The sequence below is a fragment of the Streptomyces sp. NBC_00247 genome, from assembly GCF_036188265.1.
GTDB lineage: Bacteria > Actinomycetota > Actinomycetes > Streptomycetales > Streptomycetaceae > Streptomyces.
The window spans coordinates 2,751,286-2,769,977 of the sequence record NZ_CP108093.1; the positions used below are offsets into that span (position 1 = coordinate 2,751,286).

The 18,692-nt window shown below is 73.3% G+C and carries 16 protein-coding genes and 1 pseudogene; 5 read left to right on the plus strand and 12 right to left on the minus strand.

From position 1 onward, the window contains the following. Nucleotides 1-4: 4 nt before the first annotated feature. The gene (locus OHT52_RS11510) at nucleotides 5-895 is read right to left on the minus strand and encodes a helix-turn-helix transcriptional regulator (RefSeq protein ID WP_328720049.1); all 891 of its coding nucleotides are present in this window, start codon (nucleotides 893-895) and stop codon (nucleotides 5-7) included. 102 nt (nucleotides 896-997) lie between these two features. On the opposite strand from OHT52_RS11510, the gene OHT52_RS11515 reads away from it, so the two are divergent. Next, a complete protein-coding gene (locus OHT52_RS11515; protein ID WP_328720050.1) occupies nucleotides 998-2,512 on the plus strand; it encodes an MFS transporter in 1,515 nt (504 codons plus the stop codon). Between the two features lie 207 nt (nucleotides 2,513-2,719). Here the strand turns inward: OHT52_RS11515 and OHT52_RS11520 are convergent, their stop codons facing one another. The 5 genes from OHT52_RS11520 to OHT52_RS11540 form a co-directional block, all read right to left on the minus strand. Further along, nucleotides 2,720-3,394: a class I SAM-dependent methyltransferase gene (locus tag OHT52_RS11520; RefSeq protein ID WP_328720051.1), complete on the minus strand. Its 675-nt coding sequence runs from the start codon at nucleotides 3,392-3,394 to the stop codon at nucleotides 2,720-2,722. A gap of 53 nt (nucleotides 3,395-3,447) precedes the next feature. Then, nucleotides 3,448-3,666, minus strand: a complete 219-nt coding sequence (locus OHT52_RS11525) for a hypothetical protein (RefSeq protein ID WP_328720052.1) — start codon at nucleotides 3,664-3,666, stop codon at nucleotides 3,448-3,450. Between the two features lie 127 nt (nucleotides 3,667-3,793). Beyond that, the gene (locus OHT52_RS11530) at nucleotides 3,794-4,777 is read right to left on the minus strand and encodes a bile acid:sodium symporter family protein (RefSeq protein ID WP_328723698.1); all 984 of its coding nucleotides are present in this window, start codon (nucleotides 4,775-4,777) and stop codon (nucleotides 3,794-3,796) included. 119 nt (nucleotides 4,778-4,896) lie between these two features. Further along, nucleotides 4,897-5,226 carry a hypothetical protein gene (locus OHT52_RS11535; protein ID WP_328720053.1) on the minus strand — a complete coding sequence of 110 codons (330 nt, stop codon included), beginning with the start codon at nucleotides 5,224-5,226 and terminating at the stop codon, nucleotides 4,897-4,899. Then, nucleotides 5,223-6,086, minus strand: coding sequence for an isocitrate lyase/PEP mutase family protein (locus OHT52_RS11540; RefSeq protein ID WP_328720054.1), 864 nt, complete (start codon nucleotides 6,084-6,086; stop codon nucleotides 5,223-5,225). The genes OHT52_RS11535 and OHT52_RS11540 overlap by 4 nt, the downstream gene beginning before the upstream one ends. 533 nt (nucleotides 6,087-6,619) lie before the next feature. Here OHT52_RS11540 and OHT52_RS11545 point away from each other — a divergent pair. Continuing rightward, nucleotides 6,620-7,849 carry an aminotransferase-like domain-containing protein gene (locus OHT52_RS11545; protein ID WP_328720055.1) on the plus strand — a complete coding sequence of 410 codons (1,230 nt, stop codon included), beginning with the start codon at nucleotides 6,620-6,622 and terminating at the stop codon, nucleotides 7,847-7,849. Between the two features lie 162 nt (nucleotides 7,850-8,011). On the opposite strand, the gene OHT52_RS11550 is transcribed toward OHT52_RS11545, so the two are convergent. Further along, the gene (locus tag OHT52_RS11550; protein ID WP_328720056.1) at nucleotides 8,012-10,594 is read right to left on the minus strand and encodes a bifunctional FO biosynthesis protein CofGH; all 2,583 of its coding nucleotides are present in this window, start codon (nucleotides 10,592-10,594) and stop codon (nucleotides 8,012-8,014) included. Between the two features lie 140 nt (nucleotides 10,595-10,734). Between OHT52_RS11550 and OHT52_RS11555 the strand changes: the two genes are divergently transcribed. After that, complete coding sequence (locus OHT52_RS11555; protein WP_328723699.1) at nucleotides 10,735-11,499, plus strand: HAD family hydrolase; 765 nt, start codon at nucleotides 10,735-10,737, stop codon at nucleotides 11,497-11,499. 157 nt (nucleotides 11,500-11,656) lie between these two features. Here the strand turns inward: OHT52_RS11555 and OHT52_RS11560 are convergent, their stop codons facing one another. Further along, the gene (locus tag OHT52_RS11560; protein WP_328720057.1) at nucleotides 11,657-13,066 is read right to left on the minus strand and encodes an MFS transporter; all 1,410 of its coding nucleotides are present in this window, start codon (nucleotides 13,064-13,066) and stop codon (nucleotides 11,657-11,659) included. Between the two features lie 107 nt (nucleotides 13,067-13,173). After that, the gene (locus OHT52_RS11565) at nucleotides 13,174-14,370 is read right to left on the minus strand and encodes a M20 metallopeptidase family protein (protein ID WP_328720058.1); all 1,197 of its coding nucleotides are present in this window, start codon (nucleotides 14,368-14,370) and stop codon (nucleotides 13,174-13,176) included. A gap of 59 nt (nucleotides 14,371-14,429) precedes the next feature. Between OHT52_RS11565 and OHT52_RS11570 the strand changes: the two genes are divergently transcribed. Next, on the plus strand, nucleotides 14,430-15,578 hold the full coding sequence (locus OHT52_RS11570) for an Lrp/AsnC family transcriptional regulator (protein WP_328720059.1): 1,149 nt from the start codon (nucleotides 14,430-14,432) through the stop codon (nucleotides 15,576-15,578). Between the two features lie 60 nt (nucleotides 15,579-15,638). Here OHT52_RS11570 and OHT52_RS11575 read toward each other — a convergent pair whose 3' ends face one another. Beyond that, nucleotides 15,639-16,484, minus strand: coding sequence for an LLM class F420-dependent oxidoreductase (locus OHT52_RS11575; protein ID WP_328720060.1), 846 nt, complete (start codon nucleotides 16,482-16,484; stop codon nucleotides 15,639-15,641). 134 nt (nucleotides 16,485-16,618) lie between these two features. Next, a complete protein-coding gene (locus OHT52_RS11580; protein WP_328720061.1) occupies nucleotides 16,619-16,996 on the minus strand; it encodes a hypothetical protein in 378 nt (125 codons plus the stop codon). A gap of 285 nt (nucleotides 16,997-17,281) precedes the next feature. Here OHT52_RS11580 and OHT52_RS11585 point away from each other — a divergent pair, with 285 nt between their 5' ends. Beyond that, a complete protein-coding gene (locus tag OHT52_RS11585; protein ID WP_328720062.1) occupies nucleotides 17,282-17,728 on the plus strand; it encodes a sel1 repeat family protein in 447 nt (148 codons plus the stop codon). A 54-nt stretch (nucleotides 17,729-17,782) separates the two neighbouring features. Here OHT52_RS11585 and OHT52_RS11590 read toward each other — a convergent pair. Continuing rightward, nucleotides 17,783-18,612, minus strand: a pseudogene (locus tag OHT52_RS11590) (M23 family metallopeptidase). Nucleotides 18,613-18,692 lie beyond the last annotated feature (80 nt).

An 18,692-nucleotide genomic window follows, 5' to 3' on the forward strand; every position in this document is an offset into this window, starting at 1 on the left:
CCGCTCAGGCCCCCGCGGCCGAGCCTTCGGCGGAGTCGCCGCGGGAGGTCCACGCCGGTGCGGCCCCCACCAACGAGTCGAGGCGTTCCAGGCGTTGGGCGGTTGCGGGGTCGTCGGGCGTCATGACGATGATCCGCTCGCCCCGCGTCCGGTCCAGCCACAGGCTCTGGAACTGGACGTCGAGGGCGCCGACGCGCGGGGAGCGGTAGTGGCGCAACTGGTTCCGGTCCGCGCCGACTTCGTACGACTCCCAGTGCCGCACGAAGTCCGGCGACTCCTGGCGCAGCCGGGTGATCAGCGCGTTCCAGCGGGGGTCGTCGCGGTGTTCCGGCTGGCGGGCACGGAGTCTCGCGGTCATGTCGCGCAGGACGGTGTCCTCGTCGACCAGGCTGTTGCGCCAGCTCGGTTCGGTGAACATCAGCCACGCGCAGTTGCGTTCCTCGGCCGGGTACGCGTCGAGGTCGGCGAACAGGTAGCGGTAGGTGCGGTTGGCCGCGACCAGGTCGTAGCAGTCGGTCTGCACGGCGGCCGGATACGGAAGCAACTTGCCGAGGACGGCCGTGTGTTCGGGGCGCAGGTCCATGGGCGGTCCCGGCTCGGCGGGTGCGCCCCGGCCCGCGAGCACCATCAGGTGGCGGTGCTCGGCGGCGTCCAGACGCAGGACGCGCGCCACCGCGTCCAGTACCTGGTCGGAGGCGTTCCTGGCCCTTCCCTGTTCCAGCCACGTGTACCAGGTGACCCCGACCCCGGCGAGTTGCGCGACCTCCTCGCGCCGCAGACCGGGCGTGCGGCGCCGACCGCTCGTGGGCAGGCCCACGTCGCCGGGGGTGACGCGGGCGCGTCGGGCACGCAGGAAGGTTCCGAGGGCGTCGCGGTCGGGCGTCGAAGAGGTCACCGCCCCAGTGTCGGTCCTCGGGGCCGCTGGATCCAGGTAGTACTGGTACCCCGATAAGCAGGCTCCTGGTACCAGGATGGCAACGGGCGCAAGGTCGTGGACATGACCGTGACGACCGTACCGAGCGTGCCCACCGCACCAGCCACACCGACCACACGCACCGCACCGACCCTCCACCGCACGCGGGCCGTGGCACCACCTCCGGCCCGCGCCCTCACCGGTGCCGGGCTCGCCGCCCTGCTCGTCGCCTTCCTGCCCGTGAACATGACGTTCGGGTCGGTCAACCTCCTGGAACCCGCGATCACCGGGGACCTCGGCGTGACCGCGTCGGGCGGGCAGCTCGTGCTGTCCGCGTACACCACGGCGTTCGCCGCGACCCTCGTCGTCGCGGGGCGCCTGGGCGACCGGTTCGGACGTCGGCGGCTGCTCGCGGCCGGTGTCGGCGCCTTCGGAGTGGCCTCCGTGCTCGCCGCACTCGCGCCGAACCTGGTCACCCTCGTCGTGCTGCGCGCCGTACTGGGCTTCGCCGCCGGGCTGTTCACCCCGCAGGTCCTCTCCACCATCCAGGCCACGGCGCCCGAGAAGCTGCGGGCGGTGGGCGTCACGCTGTTCGCCGCCGTCGGCGGCATCGCGACCGTCGCCGGACAGCTCCTCGCGGGCGCCGTGTCCCAGGCCGCCGGTGACCACTGGGGCTGGCGGCTCGTGCAGATACTCACCGGGGCGATCGGCGCGGCCTCGCTGCTCGCCCTGCGCACCGTGCCCGAGTCGCGCTCGACGGCACCGCTCGCACTCGACCTGCGCGGGGCCGCGCTCCTCGGCACCGGCCTGCTCCTCGTCGTGGTGCCCCTGACGCTCGGCACCTCCGCGGGCGGACCGGCCCCGGTGCTCGCGATGCTGGCCGCAGCCGGTGCGGTGCTCACCGCCTTCGCCCGGTCGCAGCGTGCCGCCGAACGCCGCGGCGAACTGCCCGTCGTCCCGCCGAGCGTGCTGCGCACCCCGGCCGTGCGACAGGGCCTCATCATGTCGCTGCTGTTCTTCACCGGTTACGGCGCTTTCCTGTACGAGTTCTCGGCGCTCGCCCAGGGCGCGTTCGGCGTGGACGCCTGGGGCACCGTCGTGCTGCTGCTCGGTTTCGGCGCGGGGTTCATCGTCACCGCGCTCGCCCTGCCCGCCGTGGAACGCCGCACCGGGCGCTGGACGATGACCGGCGCGGCCGTCGGACAGGCAGGGGTGCTGGTGGGCCTCGCCGTCGTCGTGAGCGGCGCCCACGGCGGGGCCCCGTGGGCCCTGCAGCCGCTGCTGGTCCTGCTCGGTGTGACCCAGGCCCTGATGTACGGGCCGGTCCTGCGCACGGTCCTCTCCCGCACCCCGACCTGGGCGGCGGGTGTCGCCGGCGGGCTCTTCACCACCTTGCAGCAGCTCGGCCTCGGCCTGGGCGTGGCACTCCTGGGCGGCCTCTTCCACGCCGTGGCCGACGCGACGGCGGACGGTTCCGCCGCCGCCGGACTGCCCCGGGGCTTCGCAGCCGCCGTCGCCGTACAAGCCGCCCTGGCGCTGGCCTTCGCGTTCTTCGCCACCCGCATCGCGCGGGCCGGGGCGCCGGAAGCGGCGGTCTGAGCGGTGCTAGGGCGTGTGCCGAAAGTGGCGCCGTCCGTCCAAAGGGCGACCCCGACAACGCGGCGAGCGTGCGTGCCGGGCGTCGCCGGACAGGCGGGACTTTCGGCACACGGCCTACGGGCGCCCGACGCCGGGCCTGTGGCCGCCCCCGCCCCGCCGTCGGCCGGTACCGCGAACCGTGAGCACCCGGCAACCCGCTGCCGGCGATCAGGCCCGCCGGGCGGTGTAGAGGGAAATCGACCCGGTGGCGGTCGGCACCACATGCGCTTCGCGGACCTCGTCAAACCCCGCCCCGGTCATCAGTTCGGGCAGCACGCCGTCCGCGTTGGGCTGGGTGTCCCGCCTGCCGTCGGCGAACTGGACCGCGCGGAAGGCCAGGCGCATCGGACGGGTGCGCTGGAGTCCGTAGTCGGCGATCACCAGCCGTCCGCCGGGGCGCAGCACCTCGTGCATCGAGGCCAGCACCGCCCGCTTCATCACCATCGGGCACTGGTGCAGCACCAGGCTGCTGGCCACGGCGTCCACCGAACCGGCCAGTGGCCCCAACACCTCGGGGAGCGTGTCTCCCATGCCCTCCCGCCACTCGGGGCCCGTACCGCCCCCGGCGTCCGCCGCCTCCGCCTTGCGACGCGCGATGGCCAGCACCTGACGGTCGGGGTCGACACCGATGATCCGGGACCGGGGCTGCGCCGCGTGCAGCAGCAGGGCGAGTGATCCCGTCCCGCAGCCCACGTCGGCCACGACGTCATCGGGTCCGGGCGCGATCAGGGTGACGACCAGGCGCCGCCACACACCCTCGCGGGTCAGCGCGGCGATCACCGGGTCGTAGAGGCGGGTGGGCGCGAACCGGCCGAGAGCCGGGGTGAAGTCTCGTTCGGTCACACACCCAGCATGCGAGAATCCTCGACACCGCACCAGGCAGCGGCACTTCGAGTTCACCGGCGCCACCATGCGCACAGCGCGCCGGGGCGCGCGAGCCCGCGCAGCCGCACCCCGGCGCAGAGGGCCGCCTCACCGAGAAGCAGCCCTCCGGCCACAGCGGCGACGGCGAGCGCCGCGAAGACGAACCTGAGGGGCCTGCCCAGCGATTCCCACTGGGTCAGGAGTGGCAGCGCGAACGCTCCCACGACCCCGACCGCCGTTCCCGCGTCCATGGTCACCACCGGCCGCCGTGGCGGACTCCCCGTCGGAGCCACTCGTACGGCGTGTCCCCGATGCTCAAGCGTGTCGCGAAAGGAGCGCCGTCCGCCCGCCGGACGGGCGGGACTGTCGCAACACGCCCTAACGGCACCGGCCGACGATCGCCGCAGAGTGGGCGGAGGCCGTCTCCGGCGGCGGACCGGCAGGAGCCGCACGTGACCATCGGGCGGCGAGGACCGCGCAGACCATCAGTTGCATCTGGTGGTAGAGCATCAGCGGGAGGACCGCCAGGGCGGCCTGTCCGCCGAACAGCACCGCGGCCATGGGCAGTCCGTTCGCCAAACTCTTCTGCGATCCGCAGAGTACGACGGCGATGCGTGAGGGACGGTCCAGCCCGGCGAACCGGGCGGCGGTCCGCGTACAGGTCAGGGCCACCGCGAGCAGCACCGCCAGGACGGCCAGGAGCTCCAGCAGCCGGAGGGGGGTGACGCGGCTCCAGACACCCTGGTTCACCCCCGCGCTGAACGCCACGTAGACGACCAGCAGGATGGACCCTCGGTCCACCGGACCGAACACCCGCTTGTTCCGGCTGACGAACTCTCCCCACCGGCGGCGCAGCAGCTGCCCGGCGAGGAACGGGGCGAGCAGCTGCGCGCCGATGCGGAGCGCTCCGTCCGCGGAGAGGCTGGTTTCCGAACCGATCAGCCAGGCGGCGAGCAGCGGGGTGGCCACGAGTCCGATCACGCTGGAGTACGTGCCGGCGCAGATGGCTGCGGCGATGTCCCCTCGGGCGGTGGAGGTCAGCGCCACCGACGACTGGACGGTGGACGGTACGACGCACAGGAACAGGAACCCGGCACCGAGTTGACCGCCCAACAGGCCGGGTGCGAGCCACAGGGCCGCAAGCCCCAGCAGCGGGAACAGGACGAAGGTGCAGAGCAGGATCAGCGCGTGGAGGCGCACACGGCGCAGGCCCGCGAGGGTCTCCCTCGTGGAGAGCCGCACGCCGTAGAGGAAGAAGAGGAGAACGACTCCGATGTCGGACGCGGTACGCGCGACGGCCTCGCCCCCGCCTCGGGCCGGCAGGAAGGTGGCCAGCGCCACGGTCCCGACGAGTGCCGCCACATAGGGGTCGACGAACCGGGGCCATCGCCGGCGCCGGGGCGATCGTGGGCTTCTCGCCGCCGCGTGGCGGGGATGGGGCGAGGCCGGGCGCTCGACGGTCTCCTGCCGCCCGGCGTCGGTCACCCGCCGTCCTCCTCGTCGTCCGTGCTGTCGGGGTTGATCAGGGTGTCCATGAGGTCCACCGCGCTGCCGTCGTGATCGCTGCCCGAAGTGCCGCTGCCGGAGTTGGTGTTCGCCGTGCGGTCGATCTCCAGCCAGGAGTCCGCCTCGGAGTTGTCGATCAGCGTCAGGTTCAGGTCCCCGGCCGCGGCCGGGGAACCCGCGGCGGCCAGCAGCGCCGCCGCCAGCGCCATCGCGGCGGCAGAGCCCCGGCCGAGGGCGGGACGACGGTGCGGCCCTCGGCCGGGGCGGGAAGAGGCCGCCCCGGCCGGAAGGATGGTTACGGTCATGCGGAGAGCGCCTCTCGCGCGTCGTGATGACGGCTGATGTTGAGCTCCAGCAGCTCCGTCGACTCACGCACGCCGACCTCCCCGGTGTCGCCCGCCTCGGGCAGCCGACCGTCCGCGAACTGCAGCTCCGCCAGGGCCGTGTCCATCGCACGGTGCGCGGCGAACAGGCAGGGCGTGCTGTAGATCGCCACGTCCACACCGAGCTCCGTGAGCTCCGTGAGCGACAGACGGGGGGACTTCCCGCCTGCGATCTGGTTGAACAACAGCGGTTTGTCGCCGACGACGCGGCGGATGCGCTTGATCCAGTCGACGCTGCGCACCCCGTCCACCAGGACCACGTCCGCGTCGGTCTCGGCGAGAGCCGCCGCCCTGCGCAGGATGTCGGCCTCCTCCGTCGCGTCCGTGCGCGCCACCACGACGAGGTCGGTGCGGCTGGCCAGGACCAGCTCCAGCTTCTCCAGGTACTCCTCCAGGGGGAGGACCTGCTTCCCGTCGGCGTGGCCGCACCTGCGGGGCCGCTTCTGGTCCTCCAGGATCACCCCGGAAGCGCCGGTCCGCTCCAGACGCTGCACCACGTGGCAGGCCACCTCGGGGTCGACGTAGCCGTCGTCGATGTCCACCAGGAGGTGCTGGCGCGGAAACGCACCGCGCAGCCGCTCCACGAAAGCCACCATGTCGGGCCAGGCGATGAAGCCGATGTCCGGCAGGCCGTAGTACGACGCCGCGAACCCGAATCCCGAGACGAAGAATCCGTTGTAGTGCTGGGCCGCGACGGACGCGGAATACATGTCGTAGATCCCGATGAGCGGCGTCGTCCCGGACGCCTTGATCTCCTGCCGCAGGGCATTTCCGTACGTCATGATTATCTCCAGTGGAGGGTAACCCCAGCACTCGGCTTGGGGGTTGCGTCTTCGCTGACGAAATTTCTGGCGCGACGCAGAATGCGGATAATCGGACGAAGTACCAAAGATGTCATGGTCTTTTCGCCCACGAATGAAGGGCGGATGCGTGTGCGCCGCGCTTCGCGAGTGACCATATCTTTGCCTGACGTTTACAGGCAACGTCAGTTTTTTGCCTTGACTGAAAAACCTTTGGGAATTGATTTCAACAATTGAATCCCGTTAATCGGAAATCAAGAATTCAATCACCCATGCCTCGGCCGCGAGCCCGCGGCGGCCCACCGCGACACCGGGCGGGCCGCGATCCCCACCGGGCGGAGCCCTGCCGGCGGGCGCGGCGCGGGGCACCGCTGTGTACCGATCGGTCCTGACCCGGGGTTCTCACCCACCCGCGCACGCCCTGGCCGGACGTGATGACCGGATGGGCCGCCTCCTGCGACTTCGACGGCCTCTACGCCTTCTGGAGACAGGGTGGTTGCTCGTAGGCTGCGGCCATGACGACCCGAGCCGACACCCCCGCCCTCGCCACCCGCGCCGCCTCGGTCGACGCCTCGCCCGTACGGGAGATCCTCGCGCTGACCGCGCGGCCCGAGGTGATCTCGTTCGCGGGCGGGCTTCCGGCGCCGGAGCTGTTCGACACCGGGGAGATACGGGCCGCGTACGACCACGTGCTGGCGAAGGACGCGGCGCGGGCTCTCCAGTACTCGGTGACCGAGGGCGATCCGGGGCTGCGGGCGGCCGTCGCCGCCCGGTACACGGCGCGCGGCCTGCCGACCGGGGCAGAGGACCTGGTGGTGACCACCGGTTCGCAGCAGGCGCTGACGCTCCTCACGACGGCACTGGTGGAGCCCGGGGACACGGTGCTCGTCGAAGACCCCACGTATCTCGCGGCGTTGCAGTGCTTCGGCTTCGCGGGGGCGCGGGTGGTGCCGGTGCCCTGCGACGAGGACGGCATCGACCCGGTGGCGCTCGCGGAACTCGTCGAGCGCGAACGGCCCAAGATGCTCTACACCATCCCCAACTTCCAGAACCCGACCGGGCGTACCCTCCCGCTCGCCCGCCGCAGGGCCGTGGCCGAGGTGGCGCGGCGGCTCGGCCTGTGGATCGTCGAGGACGACCCGTACGGCGAACTCCGGTACGAGGGCGCGCACGTGCCGTGGATCTCCTCGCTGGAGGCCGCCGCCGACCGCACGGTGCTGCTGGGCAGCTTCTCGAAGGTCATGTCCCCCGGCATGCGCCTCGGCCATCTCCGCGCCCCCGCCGCGCTGCGCCGGGCCTGCGTGATCGTCAAGCAGGCCGCCGATCTGCACTGCTCCGCCGTGGACCAGGCGGCAGCCGCCCGCTACCTGGAGGTCTCGGACCTCGACGCCCACGTGGGCCGGGTCCGCGCCGCGTACGGCGAGCGCCGGGACGCCCTGCTGGACGGCCTGCCCGCCGCCCTCCCGCCGGGCAGCACCTGGAACCGGCCGGACGGCGGGATGTTCGTCTGGGTCAGGCTGCCCGACGGCCACGACGCGACCGCGCTGCTGCCCAAGGCGATCGCCCACGAGGTGGCGTACGTCCCCGGGGCGCCGTTCTTCGCGGGCGCGCCGGACCCGGCCGCCCTGCGGATGTCGTTCACGACCCACACCCCCGACGAGATCCGCGAGGGGCTGCTGCGACTGGGCGAGGCACTGGGCACGCCGGGGGCGCCGCGGGCGCCGCAGCCCGTCGCGCACGCCTGAGCCGGTCGCGCCCGCCCGCGCCCGCGCCGCCGCGCACGCGGCCTTGACGGAGAGCGGCTGACCGAAGGCGCGGCACGGCGCCCCGCGATCCCCGCGCCACCGCGCCTCCCGCACCCCCGACGCGCGAGCGAAGGGGGCGCGGGGACGACGGCGCGCACCGGGTCAGGCGGGCAGTACCGGCAGCAGCTCCGGCAGGTGGCCGTCCGAGGCGGTCGCGGCGGCGACGCGCTCCTCGGGCACCTCGCCGTACAGGGTGGTACGCGGCTTCGCCGGGCGGCCGGCCAGGTCGGCGATGGCCACCAGGTCCTGGATCGAGCGGTAGGAGCCGTAACTCGACCCCGCCATACGGGAGATGGTCTCCTCCATCAGGGTGCCGCCGAGGTCGTTGGCGCCCGAGCGGAGCATCTCGGCGGCGCCCTCGGTGCCGAGCTTCACCCAGCTGGTCTGGATGTTGGTGATGTGCGGGTGGAGCAGCAGCCGGGCCATCGCGGTGACGGCCCGGTTGTCGCGGTCGGTGGGGCCGGGGCGGGCGATTCCGGCGAGGTAGACCGGGGCGTTGGTGTGGATGAAGGGGAGCGTCACGAACTCGGTGAACCCACCGGTCTCCTGCTGGAGCCGGGCCAGGGTGCGCAGGTGGCCGAGCCAGTGGCGGGGCTGGTCCACGTGTCCGTACATCATGGTCGACGAGGAGCGCAGGCCCACCTCGTGGGCGGTCTTCACGACCTCCAGCCACGTGGCGGTGGGGAGTTTGCCCTTGGTGAGGATCCAGCGGACCTCGTCGTCCAGGATCTCCGCCGCCGTGCCGGGGATCGAGTCGAGTCCGGCCTCCTTCGCGGCGATCAGCCAGTCGCGGATCGAAAGCCCGGTGCGGGTAGCCCCGTTGACGACCTCCATGGGCGAGAAGGCGTGGACGTGCATGCCGGGCACGCGTTCCTTCACGGCCCGCGCGATGTCGAAGTAGGCGGTGCCGGGCAGGTCCGGGTGGATGCCGCCCTGCATGCAGACCTCCACCGCGCCCACGTCCCACGCCTGCGCGGCCCGGTCGGCGACCTGGTCGAGGGAGAGGGTGTACGCGTCGGCGTCGGTGCGGCGCTGCGCGAAGGCGCAGAAACGGCAGCCGGTGTAGCAGACGTTGGTGAAGTTGATGTTCCGGGTGACGACGTAGGTGACCTCGTCGCCGACCGTGTCGCGGCGCAGGGTGTCCGCGATCCGGCAGAGCTCGTCCAGCGCCGGGCCCTCCGCGTGCAGCAGGGCGAGTGCCTGGGCGTCGGTGAGTTTCGTCGGGTCGTCGGCGGCCTGGCCGAGCGCCTCGCGCACGTCGGTGTCGATGCGGGACGGGACCATGCCGGGGGCGGCGGCCTCGCGGAGCGCCTCCCAGTCGCCGTACACCTCGTCGAAGTCCTCGCGGCGGTCGCCGGTGCGGCCCTCGGTGTCGATGGTGCGGTGCAGGTCGGTGCGGCCACTCGCGCCGAACCCCTCGTCCGGCTCCTGCCAGGGCAGGCCGACCGGGATCGCGCCCTCCCTCGCCATGCCGGTCTCCGGGTCGGCGAGCGCGCGCACGTGCGGAAGGAGGCGCGGGTCGAGCCAGGGTTCGCCGCGCTGGATGAACTCCGGGTAGATAGTGAGGCGTTCACGCAGGGAGAAGCCGGACTCGGCGGTGCGGGCAGCGAGTTCGTCGATGTGCGGCCAGGGGCGCTCGGGGTTCACGTGGTCGGGGGTGAGCGGCGAGACCCCGCCCCAGTCGTCGATGCCCGCGCCGACGATCAGCGCGTACTCGGAGTCGACCAGGTTCGGCGGGGCCTGGATGCGGGCCGCGGGGCCGAGGATGTGCCGGGCCACGGCGATCGTCGCGGCGAGCTCCTCCAGCTCCGCGTCGGGCATCGCGCGCATCGCGGTGTCCGGCTTGGCGCGGAAGTTCTGGATGATGACTTCCTGGATGCCGTGGTAGGCGCGTGCGGTGCGGCGGATCTCGAAGAGGGAGTCGGCGCGCTCCTCGTAGTTCTCGCCGATGCCGATCAGGATGCCGGTCGTGAAGGGGACGTTGGAGCGCCCGGCGTCCTCCAGGACGCGCAGCCGGACGGCCGGCTCCTTGTCCGGGGAGCCGTGGTGCGGGCCGCCCTTCTCGGACCAGAGACGGGTCGCCGTGGTCTCCAGCATCATCCCCATCGAGGGGGCGACCGGCTTCAGCCGCTGGAGGTCGGTCCAGCCGAGCACCCCGGGATTGAGGTGCGGGAGCAGACCCGTCTCCTCCAGGACCCGGATCGCCATGGCGCGTACGTAGGCGAGGGTGTCGTCGTATCCCTCCGCCTCCAGCCACTCCCGCGCCTCGGGCCACCGGTCCTCGGGGCGGTCGCCGAGGGTGAAGAGCGCTTCCTTGCAGCCGAGCGCCGCGCCCTCGCGGGCGATGTCGAGCACCTCGTCGGGCGAGAGGAACATCCCGTGGCCCTCGCGGCGGAGCTTGCCGGGGACGGTGACGAAGGTGCAGTAGTGACAGATGTCGCGGCAGAGGCGGGTGAGCGGGATGAACACCTTGCGGGAGTACGTGATGACGCCGGGCCGGCCCGCCGCTTCCAGGCCCGCGTCGCGCACCCGGGCGGCGGAAGCGGCGAGGTCCGTCAGATCGTCGCCGCGCGCCTGGAGGAGGACGGCGGCCTCGGTCGCGTCGAGGGCCACACCGTCACGTGCCCGTTTGAGTGCGCGCCGCATGGCGTTGGTCGTGGGGCGTCCGCTCTGAGGATCGGTCATGCATCGAGCATACGAGCGGCCCGGGGGCCGCCGGAGGGTGGTTCCTGACACATCGACGCTCCTCACGGGGGTCGGCGCCGCGCGCCCGGACGCGGATGGTCGCGGTGCGGCGGGGTGGGCCCCGTAGGGTCGGGACGGTGATGGAAACGATCGTGTTCGACATCGGTGAGACCCTCGTTCGCGACGACCGCCACTGGGCGTCCTGGGCCGATTGGCTGGGTGTGCCCGCGCACACGGTGAGCGCCTTGGTCGGCGCGGCCGTCGTCGGGGGCGGCAGCGCCACGGACGCGCTCGCGCTGCTCCGGCCCGGCATGGACGTCGTGGAGGCGGAGCTCGCCCGCGAGGCGGCGGGGCGCGGCGAGCACCTCGGCGAACGGGATCTCTACCCGGACGTGCGCCCGGCGCTGGCCGGGCTCCGGGCGCTCGGGCTGCGCGTGGTGGTGGCGGGGCACCGGTCGGCGCGCGCCACCGAGCAGCTGCTGGCCCTGGACCTCCCGGCCGACCAAGTCGTCACCCCGGCGGAGTGGGGCGCGGCCAAGCCGGATCCGGAGTTCTTCGTGTCGGTCCTCAAGGCGGCGGACGCCGACCCGCGCACCACGGTGTACGTCGGCGACCACCCGGCCGAGGACCTCTTCCCCGCGAAAGCCGCCGGTCTGCGGACCGCTCACCTGCGGCGGGGCCCGTTCGGGCACTGGTGGGCGGATCACCCGGACGTGATGGAGTCGGCCGACTGGCGGGTGGACGCCCTCACCGAACTGGCCGCGCTGCCGGGACTGGTACGGGAGCACGGGGACGGGAGCGGCGGACCGGGCGGTGGCGGAGCGGGGCCCGTACGGGACGACCCGGAGCGGCGGGCGGAGCGGGGCGGGACGCCCACACTCCGCGCGCTGCGGTCGGTGCGGTGACCGGACGGCGGACGCACCGGACCCGCCGCCCGGTGGTGGTCCCCCGGCGGCGGTGACCGCCGGACGGCCGCCCAAGGCCTCGCCGGCCGCCGGCGCCTCACGGTGCCGCTCTCCCCGGACAGCACTCCTCGGTGCCGCTCTCCCCGGACGGCACTCCTCACCCCTCCCGGCGTCGCGACAGCGCGCTCAGCGCGACCGCCCCGAGGGCCGCCGCCGCGGCGACCAGCCACACCGCCGTGTAGCCGCCCTCGCCCGGCTCTCCGGTGGCGTCCGGGCGGAACGCGCCGAGCAGGGAGGCGAACACCCCGCCGGCCACGGCCCCGCCGAGGGTTTTCACGTTGTTGTAGAGCGCGGCGGCGATCCCCGTACGGCCGGGGTCGGAGGCTTCCACGATGACGGTCGGCATGGCGCCCAGCGCCAGTCCGATGCCGAGGCCGAGGAAGGCCGAGCCGGCCGCCATCTGCCACAACTCCGCGTGCCGAAGACCGAATTGCAGGAACGCCAGGGCGACCAGGCCGAAGGCGGCCATCAGCGTCGGGCGGTAGCCGATCCGCTTCGCGAGCGCGACCGTGGACAGGGAGCCGACGACACTGCCGACCGCCGCGGGCAGCTGGGCCAGCGAGATGGCGAGCGCGCCGAGCCCGAACCCGTACCCCTCGTCCGCCGGATCGGCGGCGTAGAAGGTGGCGTTGGGGGTCTGGCTGCCGAAGTAGAAGACCCCGAAGAGGAAGGCCGCGCAGTAGAAGGGTGCGGTGGTCCGCGCCGCCAAGGCCCGTACGTCCACCAGCGGTTCGGCGGTGCGCAGCTCGACCCGTACCCAGACGGCGAGCAGCGCGAGTCCCAGCAGCACGGGGCCGAGTACCCGCGCCGAGCCCCAGGACCCGTCCTCCGCGCCGGAGACCCCGGCGAGCAGGGCGATCATCGCGGTGCCGAGGAGGACGACTCCGGCCCGGTCGACGCGCCCGCCGGCCCTGTTCCGGGACTCCGGTACGGCGACGAAGGAGACCGGCACACAGGCCACCGCGAGGACGGCCGGGACCAGCAGGGTCAGCCGCAGGGACCCGAAAGCGGAGTCCACGAGGCCCATCACCACCCCGCCCGCCATGGCGCCGAGCGTCAGCGCCCCGACCAGGCGGGCGATGCCCCGGCGCGCCTCGGCGACCGGCAGCCGGTCCCGTACGAGGGCGATCTCCAGCGGCAGCAGCGCCGCGATCGGGCCCTGGAGCACCCGGCCCGCCAGCAGCACCGGGTAGTCGGGGGCGAGGGCGACGGTCAGCGTCCCGGCGGCGATCAGCGCGAGCGCGATCCGGAGCATCCGGCGGTGGCCGTACAGATCACCGAGCCGGCCGAACAGCGGGACGCACACCGCCGCCGCCAACAGCTGCACGGACACCACCCAGTTGAGGGCCGCCGAGCCGATGTCCAGATGGGCGGCGAGGTCGGGCAGCAGCGGCGAGAGCCCGACCTGGAGGAACCCGCTGGTCGCCTCGAAGAAGACGAGCAGGCCGACGACGGCGGTGACCGAGGCGGTGGCGGGCGGCGGTGCGGGCGTGGCGGTGACGGCCATGGGCGGGCTCCTCCTACGGGTGCGGGGGCGACGGTGACACCGGAATGGGCCGGAACGGACCGGAAGGCGGCGGGCGGGCCGCCGGGGCCCGTATGCGGGTTTTGGCCCTACACGTCGTGGCCGAGGCGGCGCAGGGCCAGCCCGGCGAGCAGCGCGGCGGCGTGCGGCAGGGCGCCGTCGTCGTACACCGCCTGGGCGGAGTGGTTCATCGGGGCGGTGGTGGCGTCCACGCCGGGCGGGCAGGCCCCGAGCCCGACGAACGCGCCGGGCACCTCGCGCAGCACGAAGGAGAAGTCCTCGGCTCCGGCCATCGGCTTGGGCGCCTCGAAGGCGTGGTCGCGGCCGAGGATCCGCCGCGCGGTCTCCAGCGCGAACGCCGCGTCCTCGGCGTGGTTGACGGTCGGCGGGTACTGGTCGACGTACTCGACGCTCGCCGTGACCCCGTGGGCGGCGGCCACCCCGTGCACGGTCCGCTCGACGGCGGCGCGGACGGTGGTGCGGGCGGCTTCGGAGAAGGTCCGCACGGTGGCCGAGAACCGCGCCTCCTCCGGTATGACGTTGGGTGCCGTACCGGCCTCGATCCGGCCGACCGTGACGACCGCCGGGTCGAAAATGTCCGTCTCGCGGGTGACGAGGGTCTGGAACGCGGTGACCATCGCGCACATCGCGGGCACCGGGTCGGCGGCCAGGTGCGGCGAGGAGCCGTGCCCGCCCCGGCCGTGGACGGTGACGTGGACGACGTCCGAGGCGGCGAGCATCGGGCCGGGCCGGGTGGCGGCGAAGCCGGTCGGCGCCCCGGTGGAGACCACGTGCAGGGCGTACGCGGCGACGACCCGTTCGCCCGCCGCGTCCAGCACCCCTTCCTCGATCATGATCTTCGCGCCGCCCTGCCCCTCCTCGCCGGGCTGGAACATGAACACCACGTCCCCGGCCAGCTCCGCGCGCCGGTCCGCGAGCAGCCGGGCCGCACCGACCAGCCCGGTGACGTGCAGGTCGTGGCCGCAGGCGTGCATCCGCCCGTCGAGCTCGGAGGCGTAAGGAAGGCCGGTGTCCTCCTGGACGGGCAGCCCGTCCATGTCGCCGCGGAGCAGCACCGCCGGACCGGGCAGTCCGCCGCGCAGCACGGCCGTCACGGAGCTGAGCCCGCGACCCAGGGTGATCTCCAGGCCGAGGCCCTCCAGCGCGTCCACGATCCTGCGCTGGGTGAGCGGCAGGTCGAGGCCGAGTTCGGGTTCCCGGTGCAGGGCGTGGCGGAGTTCGGTCAGCGCGGGGGCGAGGGCGTGGGCATCCTGGAGCAGAGACATGGGCGTATGGTGCGAACCCGAGCACGCCATTGATGATCATCCGCAGGAAAGCGGCGCCCATGAGGTCCTCCACGCAGGAATCCACCGCGGACCCGGCCTCCGTGCACCGTACGGGCACCGCCGCCGCGGACGCCCTCCCCGACGAGCTGGACTATCTGCTGATCACCGCGTTGCAGACCTCGCCCCGGGCGGAGTGGGCCCAGATCGGCAAGGCGCTCGGGGTGGACGGATCGACCGCCGCGCGCCGTTGGAACCGCCTCACCGAGGCCGGGCACGCCTGGCTGAGCTGCTACACGGTGGCGTCCGGGGTGACCCTGCCGATCATCGCGTTCATCGAGGTGGACTGCGTGGCGGGCGCCCTGCACGAGGTCGCGGCCCGGATCGCGGACGACCCGCACCTGATCACCATCGAGCACGTCACCGGCTCCCGCGACCTCGTCCTCACCGCCGCCTTCCCCGATCAGGCGATGCTGGCCCGGTACGTCGGTTTCCGTCTCGGCGCCCTGCCCGGCGTCGCCGCGACCCGCTCGCAGATCGCCACCGCCGTCCACACCGAGGGCAGTCGCTGGCGGCTGGACCGGCTCGATCCGGACAGCCAGGACGTCCTGACGAAGGACCGGGGCCCCTCCCTGCCGCGCCGGGGCCTGACCGCCCCGGACGAGCTGGACCACCGGCTGTACCAGCTGCTGAGCGAGGACTTCCGCCGGCCCGCCGCCCGGCTCGCCGAACGCCTGGGCGTGAGCCCGACCACCGTGCGCCGGCGGCTCGACCGGATGCACCGCGAGGACGCGCTCATCTACCGCTGCGAGGTGGCCCGTTACCTCTCCGGCTGGCCGATCTCCGTGACCCTGTGGGGCATCGCCCCGGCCGCCGACACCGCCCGGATCGCCTCCCAGCTCATCGGGATGCGCGAAACCCGCCTCTGCGCCTCGCTGTCGGGGCCGCACAACCTGATGCTGGCGGTGTGGCTGCGTTCCGCCGAGGAAATCGGCGCGTTCGAGGCCCGATTGGCGACCCGCTTCCCCGAACTGGTGGTCGCGGACCGGGCGGTGACCCTCTGGCCGCTCAAGCTGGCCGGCCACCTCCTGGATCCGCACGGCCGGCACATCCGGGGCGTCCCCGTCACCTTCTGGGAGGACCCGGACGCCCACCGGGCCGAGGACGCCCTGCTGGAACGGCTGCGGGACGGCGGCGGCCACCACGCGTGAGCCACCGCCGGAGGGTGAGCCCCCGCCGGAGGGTGAGCCCCCGCCGCCCGCCCCCGTACGTCAGAGGTACGCGGCGTACGCGTCCAAGGCCCGCAACACCTCCGGCGCACCGGCGGACGGCAGATGCGCCACGACCTCCTCGATGCCCAGCTCGGCGAAGTGCGCCAGTTTGCCGGGCGTCGGCACGACCGCGTACGGCACCACCTGGAGCTGCGCCGGATCGCGGCCCGCCTCCTCCCAGGCCGTACGCAGCCGCGGCACGGCCTCGGTGAGCCCGCTTCCGCCGATCGGCAGCCACCCGTCCGCGTGCCGCGCGATGTCCGCGAAGAGCTTCGGCCCGGCCGCGCCGCCGATGAGCGTACGAGGACCGGTGACCGGTCCACGCGCCTTCCGCACCGGTTTCGGATAGGCGATGCTGGCGCGCACGGACCCGAACTCGCCCTCGTACGCCGTCGGTTCCTCCGCCCACAGGGCCCGCATCAGGGCCAGCCGGTCACGGCCCCGGGCCCGCCGCGTCTTCCACTCCACCCCGTGGTCGGCGGCCTCCTCCACGTTCCAGCCGAAGCCGACCCCCAGGGTGAACCGGCCGCCGGAGAGGTGGTCGAGCGTGGCGACCTGCTTCGCCAGGTCGATCGGGTCGTGCTGCGCGACCAGCGTGATCCCGGTGCCCAGCGCGAGCCGCTCGGTCACCGCGGCCGCCTGCCCGAGCGCGACGAACGGGTCCAGCGTCCTGCCGTACTCCACCGGCAGATCGCCGCCCGCCGGGTACGGGGTGTCCCGGCTCACCGGGATGTGGGTGTGCTCGGGCAGGTAGAGCCCGGCGAAGCCGCGCTGCTCCAGCTCGCGGGCGAGCGCGACGGGCGCGATCGTCCGGTCGGTCAGGAAGATGGTGGTGGCGATCCGCATGCGGGGGAAACCTCCGAGGTGGGCCCGGTGACGTGACGGGCCCCACGGTAGGGCGCGGCGGCGGCGACGGCACGGGGCGTGCACACACCGGTTCCGCGCGCACCCGCGCCAGGCGGTTCCGCACGCACCCCGCGTCACGCCGGCAGCGGGCCGAGGAGCGCGGCCCCCACGGCGGCGAACAGCGGTGTGCCCCACACCGGCAGCCCGTGCGGGCGGTTCTTGGCCACGTACGCGAGCGCCGAAGCGGACAACGTCGACCACCAGACGCTCCGCGCCGCGTCACCCCAGCCGAAGTGGCCCGACCACACGGCCACGACGGCGTACCCGACGGCCGCCGCGGGCAAGGCCCACGTGGAATCCGGCCCGAAGGGGTCCCACCTCGGAGAAGAAGGAGCCCCCTTCGAGGACCGCCGCCGGGCCCGGACGGACCGGACGACCGCGATGATCACCGACACGACGGCGACCGCGCCCCACAGGACGCGGGGCACGACGACGGGGTCGAGGCCGCTCATGGACATCCTCACTGTTGCGCCCGGTCCGGCCGCGGAGGTCCCCGCCGTGGCGGGCCGTCGGACGGATCGGGCGGACGCCCCGGCGGGATCGAGGACGACGGTCCCGGGGGCACGGCTTCGTGCGTCGTCCCGACGCATTGTTCTGGACGGGAGCCGGGCCGGTCACGGCGGCCCCCGGGTGTCGTCGTGGCGACGGCCGCCGCATCCGAACCGCCGACCAGGGGTAGCGGGCCCTCCTACCGGGAAGGGTGCGGGTGGGCAGAGCTCGACCCGGGGGGGGTACGCATGACATTCCTACTGTTCGTAGCGGCGGCGATTCTGAGCGTGATCGGGATGGCGACCGACAACGAGACGCTCTTCGACGTCAGTTGGCTGGTCTGGCTGCTCGGCCTGCTGCTGGCGCTCCGCGCCTGGCGGCTGCACCGGAAGTACGGCTCACCGGAGAAGCTGATGGCCGCCGCCCAGGGCGGCGACATGCGGGCCCTGCGGTCGATCGCGCTCATCGCGAAGATCGGGGGCGACCTGGACGAGGCGGAGCGCCTCTTCCGGCAGGGGGTGGACCGGAAGGACCCCGAGTCGATGTGGGAGATGGGCCGCCTGGTGGAGGCGCGCGACGGGCTGGCCGCGTCCGAGCCGTGGTTCCGGATGGCGGCCGAGCACGGGCACTTCGCCGCCAAGCGCTTCTTCCGGCCGGGGCACGCCCTCAACATGAAGGGCGACAACCCGCTGTAGGGGGCGCCGGCCGGACCGGCGCGGGTCTGGGGACGCGGCCCCCAGACCCCCCGTTCAGCAGTCCGGGATCACCGTGCCGTTGTTGTCGCGGGCCTCGTCGTTGCCCCAGCGGGAGAGGTAGTACGCCGAGACGTAGGCGTTGCGCCCGTTCTTGCCCGCGTACACCGTGTCCAGGTCGGTCCGCAGCCACCAGTGGTTGAAGGCCGAGCCGGAGCCGATCTGCGCACCCCAGACCTTGCAGTACACGTAGTTGGTACCGGCGTTGAGCACGCCCTGGGCGTCGGCCGTGTTCGCGGCCGCGTAGCCGGTGGCGTTGGCGAAGGTGTCGACCCAGTGCTTCCCCGTACTGCCACCACCACATCCGTTGTCGCTGGTCAGGTACTTGCTGTAGTAGGCCCCCGGATAGGGCGCCAGGGACTGGCCGTTGAGCACGATGTTCTGTCCGACGCCGTTGTACAGCTGCTCGTAGTGGATGTGCGCGCCGGAGCTGTTGCCCGTCGAGCCGGTCACCCCGATCTGCTGGCCCTGGGTGACCTGGGCCCCGTTGGCGACGGAGTACGCGGAGAGGTGGAAGTAGTAGGTCTGCCAGCCGCCGCCGTGGTCGACGGCGGTGTAGTTGCCGGCGCCGCTGGGCTGGGCTGGGAGTAGCGGTAGGCGGTACCGGCGGCCGAGGCCAGCACGGGTGTGCCCGCCGTGGCGCCCCCGTCGGTACGGACGAAGTCGAGGGCGAGGCGGACCTCGGCCGAGTGGTGGCTGTAGGTCCACTGCTGGCCGCAGGGGTAGGGGGCCTTGAAGTTCGGGGCCGCCGCGGCCGGAGTGGCGTACAGCAGACCGGCCACCAGGGCGACGAGCGTGAGCAGGGCGATGCGCAGGGGGGATCGCACGCGGATTCATCCTCCGGGTCGAGAGCCGGGCGTCGTGGGGGTACGGGCGTCACATCGAGCCGAACAGCCCCCAGCATGCC